Here is a 16,785-nt window from a genome sequence, read left to right as displayed (position 1 = left end):
GATTGACCGTCAATACATTGGCAGTCATCATGATGGTTGAATGTCCTGATCGTTCCCACCACCCAGACAAGCGGAGCCGTGCCGTTGCCCAGTGACCGCGCACCGAACGCCGAGACCGCGCCCGACGCCGTGGAGGACACCACCATGTGGTCCCTGATCGGCCAGGCGGTCGAGTCCGTCCCCCCGCAGATCCCCGGGGTCGACGACGAGGCCATGCGGCTGTGCATGACGCTGCACTGCGCGACGAGCCTCGTGTTCTACGACCTGTCCGCCACCCTCAGGCGCGCCGACGCCGTCGCCGCCCCCACGCTCAAACTGCTGCTGATCCTCTACATGTACGGGGAGATGGAGTCCCGGGACCTGATCAGGCTCTCCGGGATGAGCAGGGCCGCGGCCTCCGCTCTGCTCGACAAGATCGTCGGCCAGGAGATGATCGAGCGCCGCCTGTCGGAACGCGACCGCAGGACCCACGTCGTCACCCTGTCGGAGAAGGGCAGGACCGCCTTCGTCGAGGCGTTCACCGTGTACAACGCCAGGGAGCGTTACTGGGCGGAGACGCTGACCCGCGCCGAGCGCGACCAGCTCATCGGTCTTATCGGCAAACTGGTCAACGCCCGCCTCGACGACGGCAACCTCCGCCGCAGGCAGTGACATCCCACCGGCGGGAACCCCGGGGGTCTTGAAGCCTCGGGGTCCTCGGGGCTTTGGGATCTTGGAGCCCCGAGGACCCCGAAGCCTGGAGACCGAAGTCTGGAGACCGGGGCCTTGAGAGCCCTGGAGTCCTTGGGGTGCTTAGGATGCTTGGGGTTCTCGGAGGCCTGGGGTCCTTGGAGCACGACATGATCACGACGTGTCCGTGCGGGATTACCGCTCCCTACGATCATGATCTATGACAACTCGCCGTGTTTTGACGGTCTTCGCCGGAGTCCTGGCTCTGCTGTTCTCCACCCCGGTCGCCGCGTCCGCGTACCCCGTCGTCGGCGCGCCCGAGCTGACCCAGAACCCGCTCTACACGGTGCCCGCCCTGCCCTCGATCTCCTGCAAGGCGGTCAAGGGCACCACCAAGGCCTCAACGACGGCCTACCTCAAGAAGGTCGTCGGCTGCCTGAACACCGCCTGGGGCAAGCGGGTGAAGGACTTCGTCCCGGCCGAGGTGACGATCAAGGACACCTACGAGCACAGCCCCTGCTACACCGGCATCAAGGTGTCCGGCTCCCTCGCCGCCGGCTGCAACCGCTCCGTCGAGGTGCAACTGCGCTCCGACTGGATCAAGGCCAAGTCCGAACTGCCCGTCCTCGTCGGGGTCGCCCGCGCCTACGCCGGGTTCGTCCAGACGCAGACGGGCATCAGCGAGGCCTGGTGGGCACTGCGCTACGACGGCGAGGAGGCCGAGATGAACGAGCAGACCCACCGCTTCTACCAGCAGGCCGACTGCCTGGCCGGAGTGTCCGTCAGGAGCCTCGGCCGTACGGCCCGCGACTGGGGGCGTCTGCTCTCCGCAGGAACGCCCAAGGAGTACGGCAGGTTCATCCCCAAGTGGTACGGCAAGCCCGCCAACCGTCTCGCCTGGTTCAAGACCGGCTACGGATCGGGGAAGCCCGGCGCCTGCAACACCTGGAAGGCTCCCTCCCCCAAGGTCGCCTGACCTCCGAGCGGCGCGTCCCCTGGGACGCGCCGCACCCGGGGAACGTCAGAGGCCGCCATCAGGGAAGGGGTGAAATATCGGTATGTCGCTCCACAACGCCTCCCCCACCGCGGTCAGCGCCCACCACACACCCCCCGCCACCAGCAATCCGAGCAACACCGCCACCACGACCAACCGCCCAAGAGAACCCCAGGACCTCATACCGGCTAAGACTCCGGCACAGGGCACGGAGTTCGACGCTTCCGGGAGATCACGGCCTTCCCAGCAGAAGCCGTTCGACGTCTCAAGAAGCCTGGGACCGAGAGCGGCCGGACAGTCGTCGTCTGAGTCGATCAGCAGCAGGATTCCTCCCGCACCGGTGAGCTGGTAGGACGCCCGGAGGACCGCGTTCTCGACCCCGCCACGGGCGACAAGTCCGCTGCGGGGGACACGGCGGGGCGGAGAGATCCGTACGTCCCAGCGCGAAAGCGCCCCGGCGATCCTGCGAAGCAGGACAGGAAGCGCGGACACCTCACCGTCGCCCTCCACAATGGAGGCGATCGTGACAGGGCCGCTCATGCGCCTGTCTCCGGCCGGAGCTGACCGTCGCGCAACAGTTCGCCAAGGATGGCGTACCCCTCTTCGAGAAGGGCGCGGCTGACCCCGTCGGTCTCGCCGACCACGGTCACCCCGTTCTCCATCGCCACGACCCGGACGGAGGCCGGATCGATGCCGTCCCGGTCGAGCAGTTCGGCGCTCTGAGTGGTGATCACGACCTGGACGAACTCACTCGCCTCCGTCAACGCGTCGAACAACGCTCCCGCCGCAGCGGGGTGGAGCGCGGTCTCCGGTTCCTCGACGGCCACCAGTTCCGCCTGCCCGTCGAGTACGGCCGGCTGGAACAACGCGGCCGGCACACCGGCCGCGTGCAGGGTCCCCACGGAGATGGCCTCCGGCCCGAACGGCCGCTCCGCGTCCCGGGTACGGAGTTCCACGGCCGAGTACTTGTCGACGAGCCGTTCGTCCACGCCCAGCGCCTCCGGGACCATCGCGCCGAGATAGTCGTCGATTCGGGCCTTGAACACGGGATACCGGAACGCCGGCTCTCCCGGCGTCGGCCCGATGTGCTTTCCCGAGTAGCCGACCCTCCCGGTTCGCCGGCTCGGATGGAACCGCCGCATCTGGTCGACGTCCCACCGTACCCGCGGACCACCCGGCTCCGCCGTACCACCCGCCGGGACACAGCCTGGCTCCCGCGGCTCGGATGTCACGGCCATCCGCTTTCCGGCCAGAGGCCATGGCCGAGACGACGCGAAAGCACGTCCAGCAGGCCTCGGCGGGCAAGGTTGTCCGTTCACACCTACGAACCGGGAAGTTCGCCTGGTTTGTCCACAATGCCTTTGGCGAGTTCGGCGGTGGCGTAGAAGCTGCCCGCCGGGAAGGCGATCTCACCGTTGATGAGTTCGTCCCGTACGTAGTCCACCCGCGTGCCGAGGAACTCGTACGTCGTGGCGTCAAGGACGAGGTACGACCTGGAGATCACCTGACCGTCCGTGTCGTGCTCGGTGCCGACTCCCGGGGCACCCCGCTCGTAGGCGATCCCGATGCCCGCCCTGCCCGCCGCGTCGCGCACGCCGGAGTCCACCCGCACGCCCGGAATCCTGGCGAGGGCCCGGAAGATCGCCCCACGCAGCCTGGGCGGCACCGGCACCTCCTGGTCGAGGTAGACCGACAGCACCCGGAAGGCCCGCGCGTCCGGGGGCTCTCCGGTGTCCCACCTGGGCTTGGTCTCCCAGTGCCGGTCGCCCCTGACATGTGCCAGCAGCCGGTCGGGGTCGGTGGGCAGTCCGGCCAGCCTGGCCGCGTACTCACGCGGGGTCAGGTCGTCGTCGTCCGGATCCGGCGTGGAACCGAACTGCTCCAGTGGTCCCCGCCCCCACCGTACGGCCCGCCGCGTGCCGTCGTAACGGGTCCAGGACTCCTGCGTCTCGGGCGCCGCGTCGTTCGGCTGTTTGACCATGTTCTTCCGGTACAGCCACTGGTCGGCGCGTGGTTCCGGGGTGAGCGCGCGCCGTTCGGACACCTGGGCGGCCCGTACCAGCACGACCGCCGCGTTCATGGGCCTCGTCTCGACGGCGACCGAGGGGCGTGCTCCCTGAGGCGGCGGGACGGCGCCGTTGACCACCACCGTGACGGCCACCGCGCCGGCCGCCGCGCTGACCGTCACGAGCAGGGACGGTACGAGCCGGAACCGGCGGCGAGGCCTCAGCACGCGGGCGCGCAGGGCGTCCAGCCGGTCCGCGCCGGGCTCGGGCGCGTCCGCTCGCATGCCGTTCAGCAACTTCAGGTCATCCACGGGTGTCCTCCTCAACGACGGCTGACGGATCGGCACCCAGCGCCGCACGGGTCTTCCTCCTGGCTCGGTGCAGCCGCGAACGCACCGTGCCGACCGGTACGCCGAGCGCCAACGCCACCTCCTGGTAGCTGAAGTCGGCCCAGGCCACCATCAGCAGCACCTCACGGTCCTGCGGTGAGAGCACCGCGAGCGCCTCGGCCAGCTCCCGGTGTGCCGCCGAGGCCGAGACGCGAGCCTCCACCCGGTCCGCGTAGCTCTCCGCCACCGTGTCCGTCCCGGTCCTGGCCAGCGCCCGGTACGCCCTGACCTCGGCGCGGCGGTGTTTACCGATGAGGTTGGCGGCGATCCCGTACAGCCACGGGCGGGCGTCTCGGTGGGCGGTGTCATAACGCCCAAGCCTGCGGAAGGCCGCGAGGAAGGTGTCGGCCACGACGTCGTCGGCCAGCGACTCGCCCAGCCTGCGGGTCACGTATCGATGGAGCGCGGGAGCGTGCCTGTCGAACAACACGGAGAACACTGCGGGATCACGCCGGGCGCGGGCGATCACCTCCGCGTCGTCCGGTTCGGTTTGGGCGATCAAACGTGGGCTCCGTTCGTGAGAACTGGTCACCCTCCTTCACCCGATCCCGGGCTCCGGGTTCTCGCCCGCTCCCAATGACGAGAGGCCGCCCCCCGGGTTCCCGTTGGACGGCCCCTCATCATGGCCGGTCACGCGTGCTCCGGTGTCCGGAGGTCAGGGGGAGGTGAGCAGGGTCAGTCCGTACCGCCGCAGGATCTCGTTGATGGGCACGTAGTAGGAACGGCCTCCCGCGCTGCAGTTGCCGGAGAAGCCGAGCAGGATTCCCTGCAGCTGGCCGTTCGCGTAGAGGGGAGATCCCGGCGGGGTGCCGGGCTCGAAGCAGATGCTGGTCACGAGCAGGCCGGTCACCGTTCCCTGGGGCAGGCTCAGCGAGGCGTTCCTGCCGAGCAGGGTGCCGCACCGCCACCCGGTCGTACCGCCGAAGCCGCAGACCTGGGAGCCGACGGGAACCGGGGTGCTGCCACGAACCGGCAGGTCACGACCGCCGGGGACTCTGAGGACGCCGACCGGTTCCCAGGCGGAGGTCACGCTGACCCAGGCGCTGGAGGGGATGGGGTGGGTCGAGGCACGGACGGTCCCCACGACCGCCCCGTTCGCCGCGCGCACGGTCTCGCCCGGAGAGCCGCAGGTCCCGGAGGTGACGAACCCGCCGGGAACGGCCGCTCCGACCGTGCAGCGGCCGTTGGTCCCGAAGGAGTCGCCGACGTAGATGGGGGTGCCCGTCTCGGCGAAGGCCACTCCAGGAGTGGACAGAAGAAGGCCGAAGATCAACAGAAGAGATATCCGTCGCATCATGAACTGACGGTAATTTTCACAAAGACAACTGCCAATAGTCATCCCTCCTGATCCGTCACATATCGCCGTCCCACACCACGGCGAGGACACGGGCATCCACGCGAACCGTCCGAGGCCGTCCGGTCTCGGACCCCGCCGCTCCCGTTCTCACGAGAGAGCCGGAAGGCCAGGTCAGGGATCGCCGGTCCGGCCCCGCAGAGAAAACCGTTCAGCAGGCCGGGTCATCCGAGTCGGCCCTTGACCATCCCGACGATTTCGTGGGCGGCGAAGTCAAAACGGATTGTCAGAAACGACAAGGCGTCACCGCAGGGCGTTCTCGGCCTGGTGAAGGCACAGAAAGCGCTTGCCTGGCTCCTCCTGGTCCGTATTGTCCATTTAGGACAATTTCATACCGGAAGTGGCTTTGCCGTTGAAACCGGAGGAAGCACACATGAGAAGTCGATTTACGGCCATGTCCGCCACCGCCTTGCTCACCGCGTCGCTGCTGGTGGGCACCGCGTCCCCCGCCCACGCCACCCTGACGGGCTGCACCACCTGGCAGGAGGGGTACGTCGTCCACAGCAAGTGCACGGGCGGCACAGGCACACAAGCGGTTTACGTGAGCGGCGTGCACGTGAACCCCGCGGTGGGATGGGTCGCCATGACCGGCCCCCGGGTGGGGGTGGGCGAGGTGTCCTCGGTCAACTTCCCGGGCACGGTGTGGTACCGAAGCACCACCCTGTACGACTGATGCGACCCCGAACGGCATAGATCTCTGCGGAGGACCGGCACAACCGGAAGGTCGACGAAGCCCCTGGCCGTGGAACACCAGGCCAGGGGCTCTTTCCCGGTGGTCGTGAGAGGCAGGAGAGGCGGACTCGAACCCACGGTCCGGAGACCATGAGACACCCGCGCCCCTGTGACACGGCATGCCGTCTGCCCTTGCGTTTGCGGTTGGCGACCTGCTTCCCGCGCTCAAGGACGACCGCCTCGATACCGTGCCGCCGGGTTTTCCTGAAGGAGTGGCCCTTGCCGCCCGGCACACGATCCGGGCGGGTGCGGGGCCGGTCGACGCGGCGGCGCAGCCGGAAGGCGACCGTGACCGCGTCGAAGACGGTGCCGCCGGCGATGTCGCCGCCGGTCAGGTGGGGCCTGGTGGTCAGTCCGCTGCGGGAGCGTCCGAGGGCCTGTCGTCTTTGCGATTGTTCCGCGTCTTCCCCCTCTCTGGCTCCGACGGCGTGCTGGTGAGGCAGGCGATGGTCGAGCCGATGCCGCCCTTAACCTGCGGTTCTTCCAGTCCCCTGGCCCAGGCGCCGTCCTCGTCCCAGCGCTTGAATCGTTCGTAACGGATCTGCCAGGGACCGTAGCGCTCGGGGATACCTTCAACCAGGGGCTCCGGCCACAGGAGCCCGTGACGACCTCACGGCAGGTCACGCCAGGGGGCGTCTCCCCTGGAGTCCCTCGCGGCCGGCGGGAGCTCGATCCGTTGCCAGGCCCTGTCGGTCAGCTCACTCGTCGCGCCACGGACGATCACCCAGCCGCGTCCGAGATGATCATTTATCAGGCATTGCCTAGAGTTGGTGGCCGACGCCACCTCTGCCCCGGAGGCACGATGAGTGTGAATGAGCGGCCGACCGGTTCCCGCCCGGCCTGGCGGGACGTACGTGGCTACATGAACGGTCACCGCCACGACCTCGCTCGCGTCGCCGGCCGATTCCATGACGGCTACCGGCGGGTGGGGGCGACGCCCCTGCTGACCCGTGAGGACTGGCTGCTGAACGAGCCGCTCCCCCTCGACCGGATCACCCTGAAGTGGAGCGACCAGGCTCCTTCCCCGGTGGTGACAGGCGAGGAGCCGGAAGCCCGTCCGGCCCTTCCTGAGGACAGCGCGAACTACTCCGAGGCCATCGCCCGTCACGACAGACCCGCCCTGTTCGAGAACCGGCCGTGCTACCGGTTGCTTGACGTGTCGTGGCCGACGTTGAGCTTCACCGGCGGTTCCTACTTCGACGGTGTCAACGTCGGGGAGACCACGGCGCACGAACTGGCGTCGGCCCGGCTTCTCCATGAAGAACGGCTCCCTTTCCGGTCCCTCGTCGGAGACCCCACCGACCTGAGTAGACGCGTCGTGCTCCCCGCCGTCTCAATGCTGACCTTGCGGCAGGACCGGACCGGAGACATGACATTCGTCCTGCACTGGCGCGACCCCGCCAAGGTCGCGCACGCGGGTGGCCTCTACCAGGTCATGCCGGTGGGCGTCTTCCAGCCGATCAGCGCCGCGTCGTCCAGCCAGGACTTCGACCTCTGGAAAGGCATGGCGCGGGAGTACAGCGAGGAGTTCCTGAGACGCTCCGAGGTGTACGGCGAGGCCTTCTCCTACGGGTCCTGGCCCTTCTACCGGCGGATGGAGCAGGCGAAGGCCGACGGCCGCCTCCGCTCCTTCGTCCTTGGCCTGGGGATCGACCCGCTGACGTTCGCGGCGGACATCCTGGCCGTCACCGTGATCGAGGCGGAGGTGTTCGACGAGCTCTTCGAGGACATCGTCAACGACAACGACGAGGGGCGGGTCGTCGAGGTCGCCGGCATCCCGTTCCAGGCCGACCAGGTGAGCCGATACGTCCACCACGAGCCGATGCAGGCCGCGGGCGCGGCCGTACTGGACCTCGCCTGGCAGCACCGGCAGAACCTCACGCCATAAACCGGGCCACCGTGTGAACCGACGGCCTCCTAGAAACTCCGGCACGTATTGCACGACCGAGAACCTTGGCCGGGAAACACCACGTCAGAGGCGCTTTCCTGATGGTCGCAAGAGGTAGGGCGGGCGGGACTCGAACCCGCGACCCAGGGATTATGAGTCCCTTTCATTCCAGTTGAAGCGCCTACTGGAGATTATCGGTCGCTACCGAATCCGCAGGTCACCGCCGAAGTTCGATGCCTATGGAGACCGGTCATTGCCGAGCATTGCCTACCGCTAGGGTCCGGCAATGGTCTACCAGACCGCATTCCCTATTCTCGGCGCGACGCCCGCGGAATGAGCGCCACCGCAGCCTCTGCAGCCGCCTCCGCCAGCTCCGGCAGCACCGACGCGTAGGTGTCCGCCGTGAACCAGTACTGCGTATGCCCCAAGGTCGCGCTGACCACCTTCATGTCGGCTCCGCCGGCCAGCATCAGCGTGGCCGCGCAGTGCCGCGCATCATGCAGCCGGATCGGTGGCAGACCTGAGTTGCGCACCAGCCGCGCGAACCGCTTCGTCAGGAAATCCAGCTCGATCGGCCGCCCCAGATCGTCGGTGAACACGCGCCCGGAGTCTGCCCACCGCTCCCCTACCCGTAGCCGATCCTGGCGCTGCTGCTGACGCCATGTCCTCAGTAGCCCTGCGTTGACCGGGTCGAGCGAGACAACCCGTCGCGACGCGTCCGTCTTCAGACCGCGGTGCTCTTCGTCGTCCTCGCGCTCTTCCAGAACGCTGATGGTTCGCGTCGTCCCCGTCAGAACGGTGTCCGCCCAGTCGAGGCCGCATACCTCCGCCCGTCGCAGGCCGCGGGTGATGACGACGTGGTAGAGCGCGTACAGCCGGTCTTCGCTTTCCTCCAAGAAGTCGAGGAAGGCGCCGGCTTGGGCGGGCGTCCACACCATCACAGGACCTGGCTTGACCCCCGTCTCCTGCCAACGCTCGACCCGTTCCGGCGTCCATAGCAGTGGCCGGCGCCGCTTGGCCGTGGGCAGCTCAACGTTTTTGGAGGGATCGTGAGCGATTCGCTTCTGTTTGTAGGCCGTCGACAGGGCGCTGGAAATCGTGGCGTGGACGCGGCGAACCCTCGTCGGCGACAGGGGGCGGCGGTTGTGCAATGCGTCGGCGTCCTCACCCCACGTGGCCCGTGCACGTGCTCTCAGCAGGCGCCGCAAGGTCTCCGACGGTTCTTCTTCGGATGGGCGGTTGATCTGCTGCATCGCTTCGTACAGAGCATCGAGGTGATGCTCACGCAGATCCCCGAGCAGGATGTGTCCAATCCCCGGTTCGAGGTACAGCTCGATATGTGTGGTGTAGGACTGCCGCGTTGAATCCTTCAGGGACTTCTTCCCGGCAAGCCACTGCCGCAGGTATAGGGCAACCTTCAGTTTCCGATCTGGGATCGGCCGGCCGGAGTCGGCCTCGGACTGAAGCTTGGGCAGCGCTCGGTCAGCGACCGTCTTGTTCGGGTACGGGCCTGCCCACGGGCGGCGGCGCTGCCCATCAGCGCCTGGAGGAGCCTCGTACCGCACCCACCAGGAACCATGGTCTCGCTTTTCCAGCAAAGGACAGGACTTGCCGAGCTTCTTGCCAGCCGAGTTACGGCAGTTACAGCGCTTGGTGACGTGACCTGCCATCTGTGCTCCTCAGCAGGAACGAGGGATAGGTATGTACGAGGTAGGTGAACTGGCTGGTCAGGCCGTCAATGACAGCCTGAGGCATCAGTTCGTATCGGACGTATATATCGACCTGCTCGGGGCTGAAGTCGGTGTCGACCATCCGATTGAGATCTTTCAGAAAGAACCGGATCGTAGGAGGCTTGCGGGGGTCGTAGATGCTGGCGAGCCGCTTATGCAGCCGGTCAGAGGTGTCGTTCAAGACGCCTATGAGCCCCACATCCGTCTCACTGGTCTCATCTATCGCGATGGCCACCTGAGCCACTTTCCGGGTGGCCCGATATAAGCGGATCGAGGTGGCGACCGGACCAGCTGCGAGCTGGTCCGGAGGCACGAGACGGAAGACGAGCGGGGGGTGCATGGAGAACGCCTCTCTGGAACTTTGTTACCCGAGAGGCCATTTTTGCTCCAAATTTCAACCTACTGCCTGCTCATGGCCGCATACTTTTCGGCTGGTAAGGCCCCTGTATCGCCTGAGTCACAGTAGATTCACCTATTGTTCAATCAAACATTTGCCGCGCCAGGCCTTCCGCCATGCGGCGGAAGCGCTCTTTTTGGTCAGGCGTCAATCCCTCAGGCACATTGATCAACACGACGGCGTCTTCCCCGGCCGGCAGCTCCTCGACCGACAGGGCCAGCCACTGAGCCGCGGTCAGCTCGGTCAGAACTCGCACGGGGACACCCATCCCGGCGGCCAACGCACGCAGCCTCCACAACTCCGGCGCCCGCTCCACGCCGTTGTTCACGAGCTGGTTGATCCAGCCATGCTTCAGGGTCAGCGTCGTCACCGGGTCGCGTGATCGTGCCGCCAGGGCTCTCTCGCTCGTCTGCTCCCGAGCGAGGTAGTCCTTGATGTAGCGGCTGAGGTGATCACCCTGACCTGTGCCGGTGCTGCCGAGAGTCCCACCACTCGACGGCATCGCGCTCCTCTTGACTCGTGGCCGTTACAGCCAACAACACTCTTGTCTACTTGTAGCCGACCGGCACCCCAGTCAACCAGTAGGGCGAGTAAAGCAGAACGCCCAGGCCACCCTGCATAAAATCCGCCGGTCCCTGTAGACATCGCTCGACACCGCTCGGTACTGTTCGTTTCAACGAACAACAGCTCAACGGAACGGGCACCTCATGCCGAGAGTTCGGGACCCCCACCACCTCCGCACAGCCATGTACCGCGCCGGACTGGACTCCACCGCCCTGGCCGAGAAGGTTGGCGTGAGCAGGCAGTTCATCTCCCTGCTCACCAAGGGGCAACGCGGGTGCAGCCCGAGCACCGCCCAGGCGCTCTCCACGGCTCTCAGCATGCCCGTGATGTTCGTTTCAACAAACAACAACGAGATCGAGAAGGAAGGGCCCATGACCGCCACCCAGCTCACCGAAGAGGACCCGTACCTGCTGTTCGAGGACGTCGCCCTGCTCGCGCGGATGCCGATCAAGACCCTGCGGCACTACCGCGCCATCGGCCGCGGACCGAAGTTCTTCAAGCGCGGCCAGCGCCTCATGATCCGCAAGTCCGCCGCCCGCCGGTGGATCGAGGACACCTTCGAGAACGTCAGCGCCTGATCCCCTCTCTCCTATCGGAAAGGACCCCGATGACCATGACCACCCACTACCAATCCGAGCCGTTGCTCACCCCCGGACAGGTCGCCATCACCTTCCGAGTGGACCCCAAGACCGTCAGCCGGTGAGCGAAGACGGGCAAGCTCGCGTCCATCCTCACCCCGGGCGGGCACCACCGGTTCCGCGAGAGCGACGTTCAGGCCCTGCTGAACGGGACCTACACGGCGCCGCCCGCGCCCCGGCACTCGGTGGGCGTCGAGCCCGTCACGGCCGAGCTCCGCCAGGCCGACCCGTCCATCCCCGTCGACGCTCGCCTGGCCGTCGTCGAGCGGTCCGCGGGACGGTTCGGCACGGTGTGCACGACCGACCTTCAGAACCGGTCCGGCCTCGGCCTGGAGGACATGGCGCGCAGCTACGCCCACTCCTACGGTGCGACCTACGTTCCGGCGGTGGCCCAGTGATCGAGCGCGTCAGCCCGACCCTGTCGCCCCTCCTGCTCGCCGCCCTGGTCCCCGCCAGCTCCACCCTTGAGACGGCGTGGGTCGTGCTCATCGGCCACCACGAGCAGATCGGTACGCACCGGGGCCGACCGCTGTGGAGCCCCCTCGTCAGCAGTTGGTCCCTCCTTGCGCCGTGCCCCACGTCGGACGCCGCGGGCCGCCTCGCCGAGCTGCTTGGTGTCGCGTCCCTCGGGGCCGAACCCGACGAGTGGCGCTGGCACAGCGACGACAGGTCGGACCTCGAGGAACTGTGGGCTGTGATCGACGGCGACGAGACGGCGGCCGATGTGGCGATCGCGCCGCTGACCGTCCTGCTGCACCCCGAGGCCACCCCTGCCGTTCATAACGGCCCCGAGCAGGGCGCCCCCACCTTCACCACCATCCCTAGGGAGAGCGCATGATCCGCACCCGTCAGCCCACCGGCCGCGCCCCCTGGCCGCTCATCCTCATCGAGGGCGGCGAGAAGTCCGGCAAGTCCTGGGCCGCCGCCACCCTGAGCGCCTCCGGGCGCGTCGGCCAGACCTACTGGCTGGACTTGGGCGAGGGTGCCGCCGACGAGTACGGCGCCATCGAGGGCTCTCGCTACCTCGTCGTCGAGCACGACGGCACGTGGGAGTCGATCCTCGGCCAGGTGCGCGAGATCCGCGCCGAGGCCGAGCGCGCCGCCCAGGCCGGGGAGCCGCCGATTGTCCTGGTCATCGACTCCATGACCGCCGAGTGGGAGCTGCTCAAGGACTGGGCCACCAACCGCGCCGCGCGCTCCGACTCCAACAAGGCGCGCCTGGCCCGGGACCCCGGCGCCGAGGTCAAGGTGCCGGTGAACCTGTGGAACGACGCCAACACCCGCCACCGGCGCCTGATGACGCTACTTATGACCTTCCCGGGCATCGTCGTCATGACCGCCCGCGGTAAGGAGGTCGCTTCCCTCGACGCCTCCGGCAAGCCCATCGAGGGCAGTCGGGAGTACAAGGTCGAGGGCCACAAGAACCTCGCCTACGACTCCTCCGTGTGGGTTCGCCTGTCCCGTGACCGGGCTCCCATCGTGGTCGCGGCCCGATCGGTGCACGCGGGTGTCCGGCCCGGTATCGACGAGCCCCAGGAGCTTCCGGAGAACTGGAGCCTGGAGGGGCTCATCTTCGAGGCGTTGCGGTGTGACCCGCAGGGCACCCGCGCTCGCGCGATGACCGCCATCCAGGCTGGGGCCGAGTCGCCGGACCTGGACGACCTGTCCCCTGCGGCGAGGCGCCTGCTCGCCGAGGCCGAGGACGCGGCGAACGTCGAGCAGCTCGGCCTCGTCTGGACGGCGATCACGGCGGTCGGCCAGGCGGGCGAGATCACGCTGCCCGAGGCGGAACTGGTGCGCCGCCGGGTCCAGGCCCTGAAGGCGGAGATGAACGGCCAGGGCGTGCAGGCGGGTGCGGCGTGAGCCGGTGCGCGCTGGCGCGATGCCCGCGCAGCGCCACCACCACGATCCGCGCCTGCGGCACCGTCCACGTGTGCGAGCCCTGCAGGGCGCGGATCGAGCAGGCCGCCGCTCAGCAGCCCGAGGCCGTCGAGGTGCCCAATGCCTCGTGATCTCCGCTCCAAGGCCCTCGGCTACCTGCGCTCCGGCGCGGTGACGATCCTCGCCGCCGACTTCTTCGAGACCGGCCCCCGACGTCCGTACCGACTCACCGCCGACGTGGTGGGCCACCGCTCCACCTGGCGCGTGACGCGGGACGACACCTCGACCGCCCCCGCCTGGTGGTGCACCTGCCGGTCGGAGGAGTGCGCACACGTGGCCGCGGTCGCCCTCGTCACCGGTCACGCAACCTCTGCCCGTCCCCTGGCCATCTGAGCAGCCCCGCCGGCTGGTATCCGGCGGGGCCACCCCTAGGAGGATCCCATGCAAGATCCGTACAGCCGTACCACCGACCCCGTGAAGGTCAGCGTCGAGGCCCGACTCAACCTGCGCGGCGACGCCGAGTTCCTCGGTGTGCGCCACCACCACTCCCGCCCGCCCACCGCCGAGGTGAGGATCTGCGGGATCGACCTGAGCCTGGTCACCCCAGAGGAGTCCGCGGCGCTCGCCTCGGCCGCCGAGGTGCTGGCCGCCCAGCACCACATCGCGTGGGAGCGCGCCGGGCTCCTTCCGACGCCGGAGCAGGTTGACCGGGTGGCGCCGCGATGACCCCCGTCGAGGAAATGCGCGCCGCCGCCCGGCTGCTGCGGTGCGACCACAGCTTCCCCGTCCAGCCGCCGCTCGGCACCTTGTGGGAGCCCGGCCCGTGCAACCACTGCAGGGTGCCCTGGGCTGACGCGCCGCACGACATCCCCGAGCGTCTGCGTGAGCCGCTCGCCGTGTGGCTGGAGGCCGCTGGCAAGGAGTTCCTCACCGCGGACTGGACCGACTGCCCCACTGCTGCCGCCGGAGTCGGTGTGGCCCGCACGATCCTCGGAGGCAGCCGTGGCTGAGCAGACGCGCCTGAGCATCACCACGCGGCACGCCGACGGCAGCATGCACCGCAGGACGTGGCTGCTCCCCACCGAGGATGCCCTGGCCCTCGCGGGGTCCATCACCCTCGCGTACGGCCCGCCTCGGGAGTTGCTCGCCTCCGCCGCGGCGGTCCAGCAGATGGCCACCACCGACGTGCCCGGGGTGGTGGCGCTGTGACTGAGCAGGAGCTGGCCGCCGTCCTGGAGATCGTCGTGACGCCAGAGCGACTGTGGGCCGAGATCGACACCCGCCGCCGCGAGTGCTCGCCCCGCCTGCCGTGGTGGCGGGTCGCAGTCCAGATGGACGTCTCGTTCACCCAGATCACCCGGCTCCGGAACGGCGACTGCAGCCCGGCCGTACGGCGCGCGGTCACCACGTGGCTGAAGCGCCACCCCGCCCCCACTGCGCAGCCCAAGTAAGAGCACCACCAGCACAAGGAGAGCCGCCCAGGTGAACGACGAACCCCTCGGGGCGCTGAGCGACGGCACGTTCCGCGCCCACTGGCTCCGTGAGCTTCTGCGAAGCAGCCAGCTCACAGAGTCCGTCAAGGTGCTCCTGTTCTCCGTCGCGATCGAGGAGATGGACGCGGCTGGGCGGTTCTCCGTTCCTCGCGAAGAACTGGCGGTCCGGATCGGGCGGGGCAAGACGCGCATCACGGAACGGCTCACCGAAGCTGTCGCCCAAGGGTTCCTGGTCCGTCTGGCGGCCGGGAGGAAGAAGAGCACGGCGGTCTACGCCGCCGCTCTGAAAGGGTCCGCCTGTCCGGACCTTATCCAGGAGGAGCCCGACCCCGGAAAGGGTCCGGACAAGCGGACCGAAAGAAAGGGTCCGGACAGCCGGACCAGAACAATCTTTGGGTCCGATCTGCAGGCACCTAACGAAGGCGATGAGGTCCGGATAGGCGGACCACAAGAGGCCCGAAAGGGTCCGCCTATCCCGGCCACCAATAGATATGGGAGTAGAGATGTCGGTGATGATCTTTATGAATCAGCCGACGACGGTCTCTTTCTAAGAGAAGCCGCCGCTCCGCGGCGGGCCTCCCCCGACACGAAAAAATCGGCTCAGCCGAGGGCTCCCAAGACCTCGATCCCGGCCGACTTCGCCGTGGACCCCACAATGCGGGCCTGGGCCACCGAAAAGTGCCCCGACGTCGACCTCACCATCCAGACCCAGCTGTTCATCAACCACTTCATGGACAAGCCGGAGATCAAACGCCCCGGCTGGGTGCGCTCCTGGCAGAGCTGGATGCTGCGCCAGCAGGGCTGGACCACCGAGCGGCAGAGCAACGTCCGCCAGCTGCGCCCCACCGGAACTCACGGCCATCACCAGCCGTACCGGAACCCCACCGACCAATCCGTCTACGACGAGGAGTTCTAGCCCATGCCTGGACTCACCATCCTGCGCGCCGCCCTCGACGAACTCGAAGCAGCGCTCCGCCGTCGCGGTATCGACCTCGACGCCCCCCGCGACAGCGCCGACCCCTACACCCTGCAAGCCCAGATCAACCTCGCCGTCGCCTACGCCGACGCTCACATCCCCGCCCGATACAAGGCCGCGATCGCCGACGACCCCACCGTCGTCACCTGGACCGAGCAGGTCATCGCCCGCGCTGTCGCCGACTCCGCCGGCCACGCCCAGCGGCATGTCCGTGGCGGCCCTTCCCTGCTCGTGCTCGGCCCCACCGGCGTCGGCAAGACCCACCAGGCGTACGGGGCACTGCGCCTCATCGCCCAGGCCGGCATCCGGGCCGCCTGGGTCAGCACCACCGCCGCCGACTTCTACGCCCGCCTACGCCCCCGCCACGGCGTCGACTCCGAGACCGAGTTCCGCGCCGTGGCGAACGCACCGGTCCTGCTGTTCGACGACCTCGGCGCCGCCAAGGACTCCGAATGGGTCGAGGAGGTCAACTACCGGCTCATCAACCACCGGTACGAGCAGGACCTGCCGACGCTCCTGACCAGCAACATCGGCGCGAAAGAACTGTCCAGCGTGCTGGGTGAGAGGGTCGCTTCCCGGCTACGGGAGCTGGCCAAGCAGGTCCCGCTGAAGGGCGACGACCGGCGCCGCGCTCTGAGGCCCGCATGAGCCCGGCCGCGATCAGCGAAGCTACCGCGAGCATCACCCGCGTCGTCCAGAACAGCCCCATCATCGGCCCGTCCAAACTGGCCGCCGTCATCGTGGGCGAACTCCTCGACATCGGGTGGGTCCTCCCCGACCTCAGCTTCGGAGTCGACCGCGACCTCGACCCGCTCGCCGTGTTCGCCTACGAGACCGGCTGCACCCCGCGGGAGTGGGCTGTCCGGGCGCTCTCCGTTCACATCGACGCCTGGGCGACCGTTTCCGCCGCCCGCCAGAAGAACCCTGACAGCTTCCCCATCTGGCGCTTCGACCTGTCGGTGGAAGCCCTGGCGACTCGTCTCGTCGGCCACCTGCTTGACGACGGGTGGAGCCCTCCCGGCGGCCTCGTCGGAGTCGAGGTCCCGACGTGATCCACCTCCGCCACCGCTGGGT

At 68.1% G+C, this 16,785-nt stretch carries 26 protein-coding genes, 1 tRNA gene and 1 pseudogene; 19 read left to right on the top strand and 9 right to left on the bottom strand.

Annotation, left to right across the window (positions count from 1 at the left end):
* Window positions 1-78 precede the first annotated feature (78 nt).
* Window positions 79-651, top strand: a complete 573-nt coding sequence (locus ABZ463_RS09935) for a MarR family winged helix-turn-helix transcriptional regulator (protein ID WP_352008686.1) — start codon at window positions 79-81, stop codon at window positions 649-651.
* 238 nt (window positions 652-889) lie between these two features.
* Window positions 890-1,645, top strand: coding sequence for a hypothetical protein (locus ABZ463_RS09930; RefSeq protein ID WP_362775015.1), 756 nt, complete (start codon window positions 890-892; stop codon window positions 1,643-1,645).
* A 45-nt stretch (window positions 1,646-1,690) separates the two neighbouring features.
* Here ABZ463_RS09930 and ABZ463_RS09925 read toward each other — a convergent pair whose 3' ends face one another.
* From ABZ463_RS09925 to ABZ463_RS09905, 5 genes are all read right to left on the bottom strand, one after another.
* On the bottom strand, window positions 1,691-2,203 hold the full coding sequence (locus ABZ463_RS09925; protein WP_362775012.1) for a hypothetical protein: 513 nt from the start codon (window positions 2,201-2,203) through the stop codon (window positions 1,691-1,693).
* Window positions 2,200-2,709 (bottom strand): AAA family ATPase, encoded by a 510-nt coding sequence (locus ABZ463_RS09920; protein WP_362775009.1) that lies wholly within the window; start codon window positions 2,707-2,709, stop codon window positions 2,200-2,202. Before ABZ463_RS09920 ends, ABZ463_RS09925 begins: the two co-directional genes overlap by 4 nt.
* A 275-nt stretch (window positions 2,710-2,984) precedes the next feature.
* Window positions 2,985-3,980: a CU044_5270 family protein gene (locus ABZ463_RS09915; RefSeq protein WP_362775006.1), complete on the bottom strand. Its 996-nt coding sequence runs from the start codon at window positions 3,978-3,980 to the stop codon at window positions 2,985-2,987.
* Window positions 3,973-4,560 carry an RNA polymerase sigma factor gene (locus tag ABZ463_RS09910; RefSeq protein ID WP_352008681.1) on the bottom strand — a complete coding sequence of 196 codons (588 nt, stop codon included), beginning with the start codon at window positions 4,558-4,560 and terminating at the stop codon, window positions 3,973-3,975. The genes ABZ463_RS09915 and ABZ463_RS09910 overlap by 8 nt, the downstream gene beginning before the upstream one ends.
* Window positions 4,561-4,713: 153 nt before the next feature.
* Window positions 4,714-5,355: a S1 family peptidase gene (locus tag ABZ463_RS09905; protein ID WP_352008680.1), complete on the bottom strand. Its 642-nt coding sequence runs from the start codon at window positions 5,353-5,355 to the stop codon at window positions 4,714-4,716.
* Window positions 5,356-5,785: 430 nt separating this feature from the next.
* On the opposite strand from ABZ463_RS09905, the gene ABZ463_RS09900 reads away from it, so the two are divergent.
* From ABZ463_RS09900 to ABZ463_RS09890, 3 genes are all read left to right on the top strand, one after another.
* Window positions 5,786-6,085, top strand: a complete 300-nt coding sequence (locus ABZ463_RS09900; protein ID WP_352008679.1) for a hypothetical protein — start codon at window positions 5,786-5,788, stop codon at window positions 6,083-6,085.
* A 178-nt stretch (window positions 6,086-6,263) separates the two neighbouring features.
* Window positions 6,264-6,680, top strand: a complete 417-nt coding sequence (locus tag ABZ463_RS09895; protein ID WP_362775001.1) for a hypothetical protein — start codon at window positions 6,264-6,266, stop codon at window positions 6,678-6,680.
* Between the two features lie 266 nt (window positions 6,681-6,946).
* Window positions 6,947-8,032 carry a hypothetical protein gene (locus ABZ463_RS09890; protein WP_362774999.1) on the top strand — a complete coding sequence of 362 codons (1,086 nt, stop codon included), beginning with the start codon at window positions 6,947-6,949 and terminating at the stop codon, window positions 8,030-8,032.
* Between the two features lie 115 nt (window positions 8,033-8,147).
* Here ABZ463_RS09890 and ABZ463_RS09885 read toward each other — a convergent pair.
* The 4 genes from ABZ463_RS09885 to ABZ463_RS09870 all read right to left on the bottom strand — a co-directional run bounded on the left by ABZ463_RS09885 (window position 8,148) and on the right by ABZ463_RS09870 (window position 10,661).
* Window positions 8,148-8,215 (bottom strand) — tRNA-Ser (locus ABZ463_RS09885).
* A 125-nt stretch (window positions 8,216-8,340) separates the two neighbouring features.
* Window positions 8,341-9,702: a site-specific integrase gene (locus tag ABZ463_RS09880; RefSeq protein ID WP_362774996.1), complete on the bottom strand. Its 1,362-nt coding sequence runs from the start codon at window positions 9,700-9,702 to the stop codon at window positions 8,341-8,343.
* Complete coding sequence (locus tag ABZ463_RS09875; RefSeq protein WP_362774993.1) at window positions 9,674-10,102, bottom strand: hypothetical protein; 429 nt, start codon at window positions 10,100-10,102, stop codon at window positions 9,674-9,676. Before ABZ463_RS09875 ends, ABZ463_RS09880 begins: the two co-directional genes overlap by 29 nt.
* A 139-nt stretch (window positions 10,103-10,241) precedes the next feature.
* Window positions 10,242-10,661: a hypothetical protein gene (locus ABZ463_RS09870; RefSeq protein ID WP_362774990.1), complete on the bottom strand. Its 420-nt coding sequence runs from the start codon at window positions 10,659-10,661 to the stop codon at window positions 10,242-10,244.
* Between the two features lie 205 nt (window positions 10,662-10,866).
* Here ABZ463_RS09870 and ABZ463_RS09865 point away from each other — a divergent pair, with 205 nt between their 5' ends.
* From ABZ463_RS09865 to ABZ463_RS09800, 14 genes and pseudogenes are all read left to right on the top strand, one after another.
* Entirely contained in the window at window positions 10,867-11,301 is a 435-nt protein-coding gene (locus ABZ463_RS09865; RefSeq protein WP_362774987.1) for a helix-turn-helix domain-containing protein, read from the top strand.
* Window positions 11,302-11,336: 35 nt separating this feature from the next.
* Window positions 11,337-11,513: pseudogene (locus ABZ463_RS09860) on the top strand (BldC family transcriptional regulator); the annotation flags it as partial.
* 33 nt (window positions 11,514-11,546) lie between these two features.
* Window positions 11,547-11,759 carry a hypothetical protein gene (locus ABZ463_RS09855; protein WP_362775345.1) on the top strand — a complete coding sequence of 71 codons (213 nt, stop codon included), beginning with the start codon at window positions 11,547-11,549 and terminating at the stop codon, window positions 11,757-11,759.
* Window positions 11,756-12,199: a hypothetical protein gene (locus ABZ463_RS09850; protein WP_362774984.1), complete on the top strand. Its 444-nt coding sequence runs from the start codon at window positions 11,756-11,758 to the stop codon at window positions 12,197-12,199. Before ABZ463_RS09855 ends, ABZ463_RS09850 begins: the two co-directional genes overlap by 4 nt.
* Window positions 12,196-13,224: an AAA family ATPase gene (locus tag ABZ463_RS09845; protein WP_362774981.1), complete on the top strand. Its 1,029-nt coding sequence runs from the start codon at window positions 12,196-12,198 to the stop codon at window positions 13,222-13,224. The genes ABZ463_RS09850 and ABZ463_RS09845 overlap by 4 nt, the downstream gene beginning before the upstream one ends.
* Window positions 13,221-13,373 carry a hypothetical protein gene (locus ABZ463_RS09840; RefSeq protein WP_362774978.1) on the top strand — a complete coding sequence of 51 codons (153 nt, stop codon included), beginning with the start codon at window positions 13,221-13,223 and terminating at the stop codon, window positions 13,371-13,373. Before ABZ463_RS09845 ends, ABZ463_RS09840 begins: the two co-directional genes overlap by 4 nt.
* The gene (locus tag ABZ463_RS09835) at window positions 13,363-13,635 is read left to right on the top strand and encodes a hypothetical protein (RefSeq protein WP_362774975.1); all 273 of its coding nucleotides are present in this window, start codon (window positions 13,363-13,365) and stop codon (window positions 13,633-13,635) included. Before ABZ463_RS09840 ends, ABZ463_RS09835 begins: the two co-directional genes overlap by 11 nt.
* A gap of 48 nt (window positions 13,636-13,683) precedes the next feature.
* Entirely contained in the window at window positions 13,684-13,968 is a 285-nt protein-coding gene (locus ABZ463_RS09830; protein WP_362774972.1) for a hypothetical protein, read from the top strand.
* Window positions 13,965-14,252, top strand: a complete 288-nt coding sequence (locus ABZ463_RS09825) for a hypothetical protein (protein WP_362774969.1) — start codon at window positions 13,965-13,967, stop codon at window positions 14,250-14,252. The genes ABZ463_RS09830 and ABZ463_RS09825 overlap by 4 nt, the downstream gene beginning before the upstream one ends.
* On the top strand, window positions 14,245-14,451 hold the full coding sequence (locus ABZ463_RS09820; protein ID WP_362774966.1) for a hypothetical protein: 207 nt from the start codon (window positions 14,245-14,247) through the stop codon (window positions 14,449-14,451). The genes ABZ463_RS09825 and ABZ463_RS09820 overlap by 8 nt, the downstream gene beginning before the upstream one ends.
* A complete protein-coding gene (locus tag ABZ463_RS09815; protein ID WP_362774963.1) occupies window positions 14,448-14,693 on the top strand; it encodes a hypothetical protein in 246 nt (81 codons plus the stop codon). Before ABZ463_RS09820 ends, ABZ463_RS09815 begins: the two co-directional genes overlap by 4 nt.
* A gap of 31 nt (window positions 14,694-14,724) precedes the next feature.
* The gene (locus ABZ463_RS09810) at window positions 14,725-15,651 is read left to right on the top strand and encodes a hypothetical protein (protein WP_362774960.1); all 927 of its coding nucleotides are present in this window, start codon (window positions 14,725-14,727) and stop codon (window positions 15,649-15,651) included.
* 3 nt (window positions 15,652-15,654) lie between these two features.
* Entirely contained in the window at window positions 15,655-16,359 is a 705-nt protein-coding gene (locus ABZ463_RS09805) for an ATP-binding protein (protein WP_362774957.1), read from the top strand.
* Window positions 16,356-16,763 carry a hypothetical protein gene (locus tag ABZ463_RS09800; protein WP_362774954.1) on the top strand — a complete coding sequence of 136 codons (408 nt, stop codon included), beginning with the start codon at window positions 16,356-16,358 and terminating at the stop codon, window positions 16,761-16,763. Before ABZ463_RS09805 ends, ABZ463_RS09800 begins: the two co-directional genes overlap by 4 nt.
* The last annotated feature ends 22 nt before the right edge of the window (window positions 16,764-16,785 follow it).

The organism is Streptosporangium sp. NPDC020145 (assembly GCF_040631275.1).
In the GTDB taxonomy this organism is placed as follows: Bacteria; Actinomycetota; Actinomycetes; order Streptosporangiales; family Streptosporangiaceae; genus Streptosporangium.
The sequence above is the reverse complement of the archived record's forward strand: the minus strand, read 5'-3'. Positions and strand labels throughout refer to the sequence as shown.

Excerpts from the sequence above, each read along its gene's own strand:
- ABZ463_RS09900 (WP_352008679.1), top strand. The coding sequence starts at position 5,786 with ATGAGAAGTCGATTTACGGCCATGTCCGCCACCGCCTTGCTCACCGCG.
- ABZ463_RS09800 (WP_362774954.1), top strand. The coding sequence starts at position 16,356 with ATGAGCCCGGCCGCGATCAGCGAAGCTACCGCGAGCATCACCCGCGTC.
- ABZ463_RS09835 (WP_362774975.1), top strand. The coding sequence starts at position 13,363 with ATGCCTCGTGATCTCCGCTCCAAGGCCCTCGGCTACCTGCGCTCCGGC.
- ABZ463_RS09875 (WP_362774993.1), bottom strand. The coding sequence starts at position 10,102 with ATGCACCCCCCGCTCGTCTTCCGTCTCGTGCCTCCGGACCAGCTCGCA.
- ABZ463_RS09880 (WP_362774996.1), bottom strand. The coding sequence starts at position 9,702 with ATGGCAGGTCACGTCACCAAGCGCTGTAACTGCCGTAACTCGGCTGGC.
- ABZ463_RS09865 (WP_362774987.1), top strand. The coding sequence starts at position 10,867 with ATGCCGAGAGTTCGGGACCCCCACCACCTCCGCACAGCCATGTACCGC.
- ABZ463_RS09890 (WP_362774999.1), top strand. The coding sequence starts at position 6,947 with ATGAGTGTGAATGAGCGGCCGACCGGTTCCCGCCCGGCCTGGCGGGAC.
- ABZ463_RS09830 (WP_362774972.1), top strand. The coding sequence starts at position 13,684 with ATGCAAGATCCGTACAGCCGTACCACCGACCCCGTGAAGGTCAGCGTC.
- ABZ463_RS09905 (WP_352008680.1), bottom strand. The coding sequence starts at position 5,355 with ATGATGCGACGGATATCTCTTCTGTTGATCTTCGGCCTTCTTCTGTCC.
- ABZ463_RS09805 (WP_362774957.1), top strand. The coding sequence starts at position 15,655 with ATGCCTGGACTCACCATCCTGCGCGCCGCCCTCGACGAACTCGAAGCA.
- ABZ463_RS09895 (WP_362775001.1), top strand. The coding sequence starts at position 6,264 with ATGCCGTCTGCCCTTGCGTTTGCGGTTGGCGACCTGCTTCCCGCGCTC.
- ABZ463_RS09930 (WP_362775015.1), top strand. The coding sequence starts at position 890 with ATGACAACTCGCCGTGTTTTGACGGTCTTCGCCGGAGTCCTGGCTCTG.
- ABZ463_RS09925 (WP_362775012.1), bottom strand. The coding sequence starts at position 2,203 with ATGAGCGGCCCTGTCACGATCGCCTCCATTGTGGAGGGCGACGGTGAG.
- ABZ463_RS09825 (WP_362774969.1), top strand. The coding sequence starts at position 13,965 with ATGACCCCCGTCGAGGAAATGCGCGCCGCCGCCCGGCTGCTGCGGTGC.
- ABZ463_RS09845 (WP_362774981.1), top strand. The coding sequence starts at position 12,196 with ATGATCCGCACCCGTCAGCCCACCGGCCGCGCCCCCTGGCCGCTCATC.
- ABZ463_RS09870 (WP_362774990.1), bottom strand. The coding sequence starts at position 10,661 with ATGCCGTCGAGTGGTGGGACTCTCGGCAGCACCGGCACAGGTCAGGGT.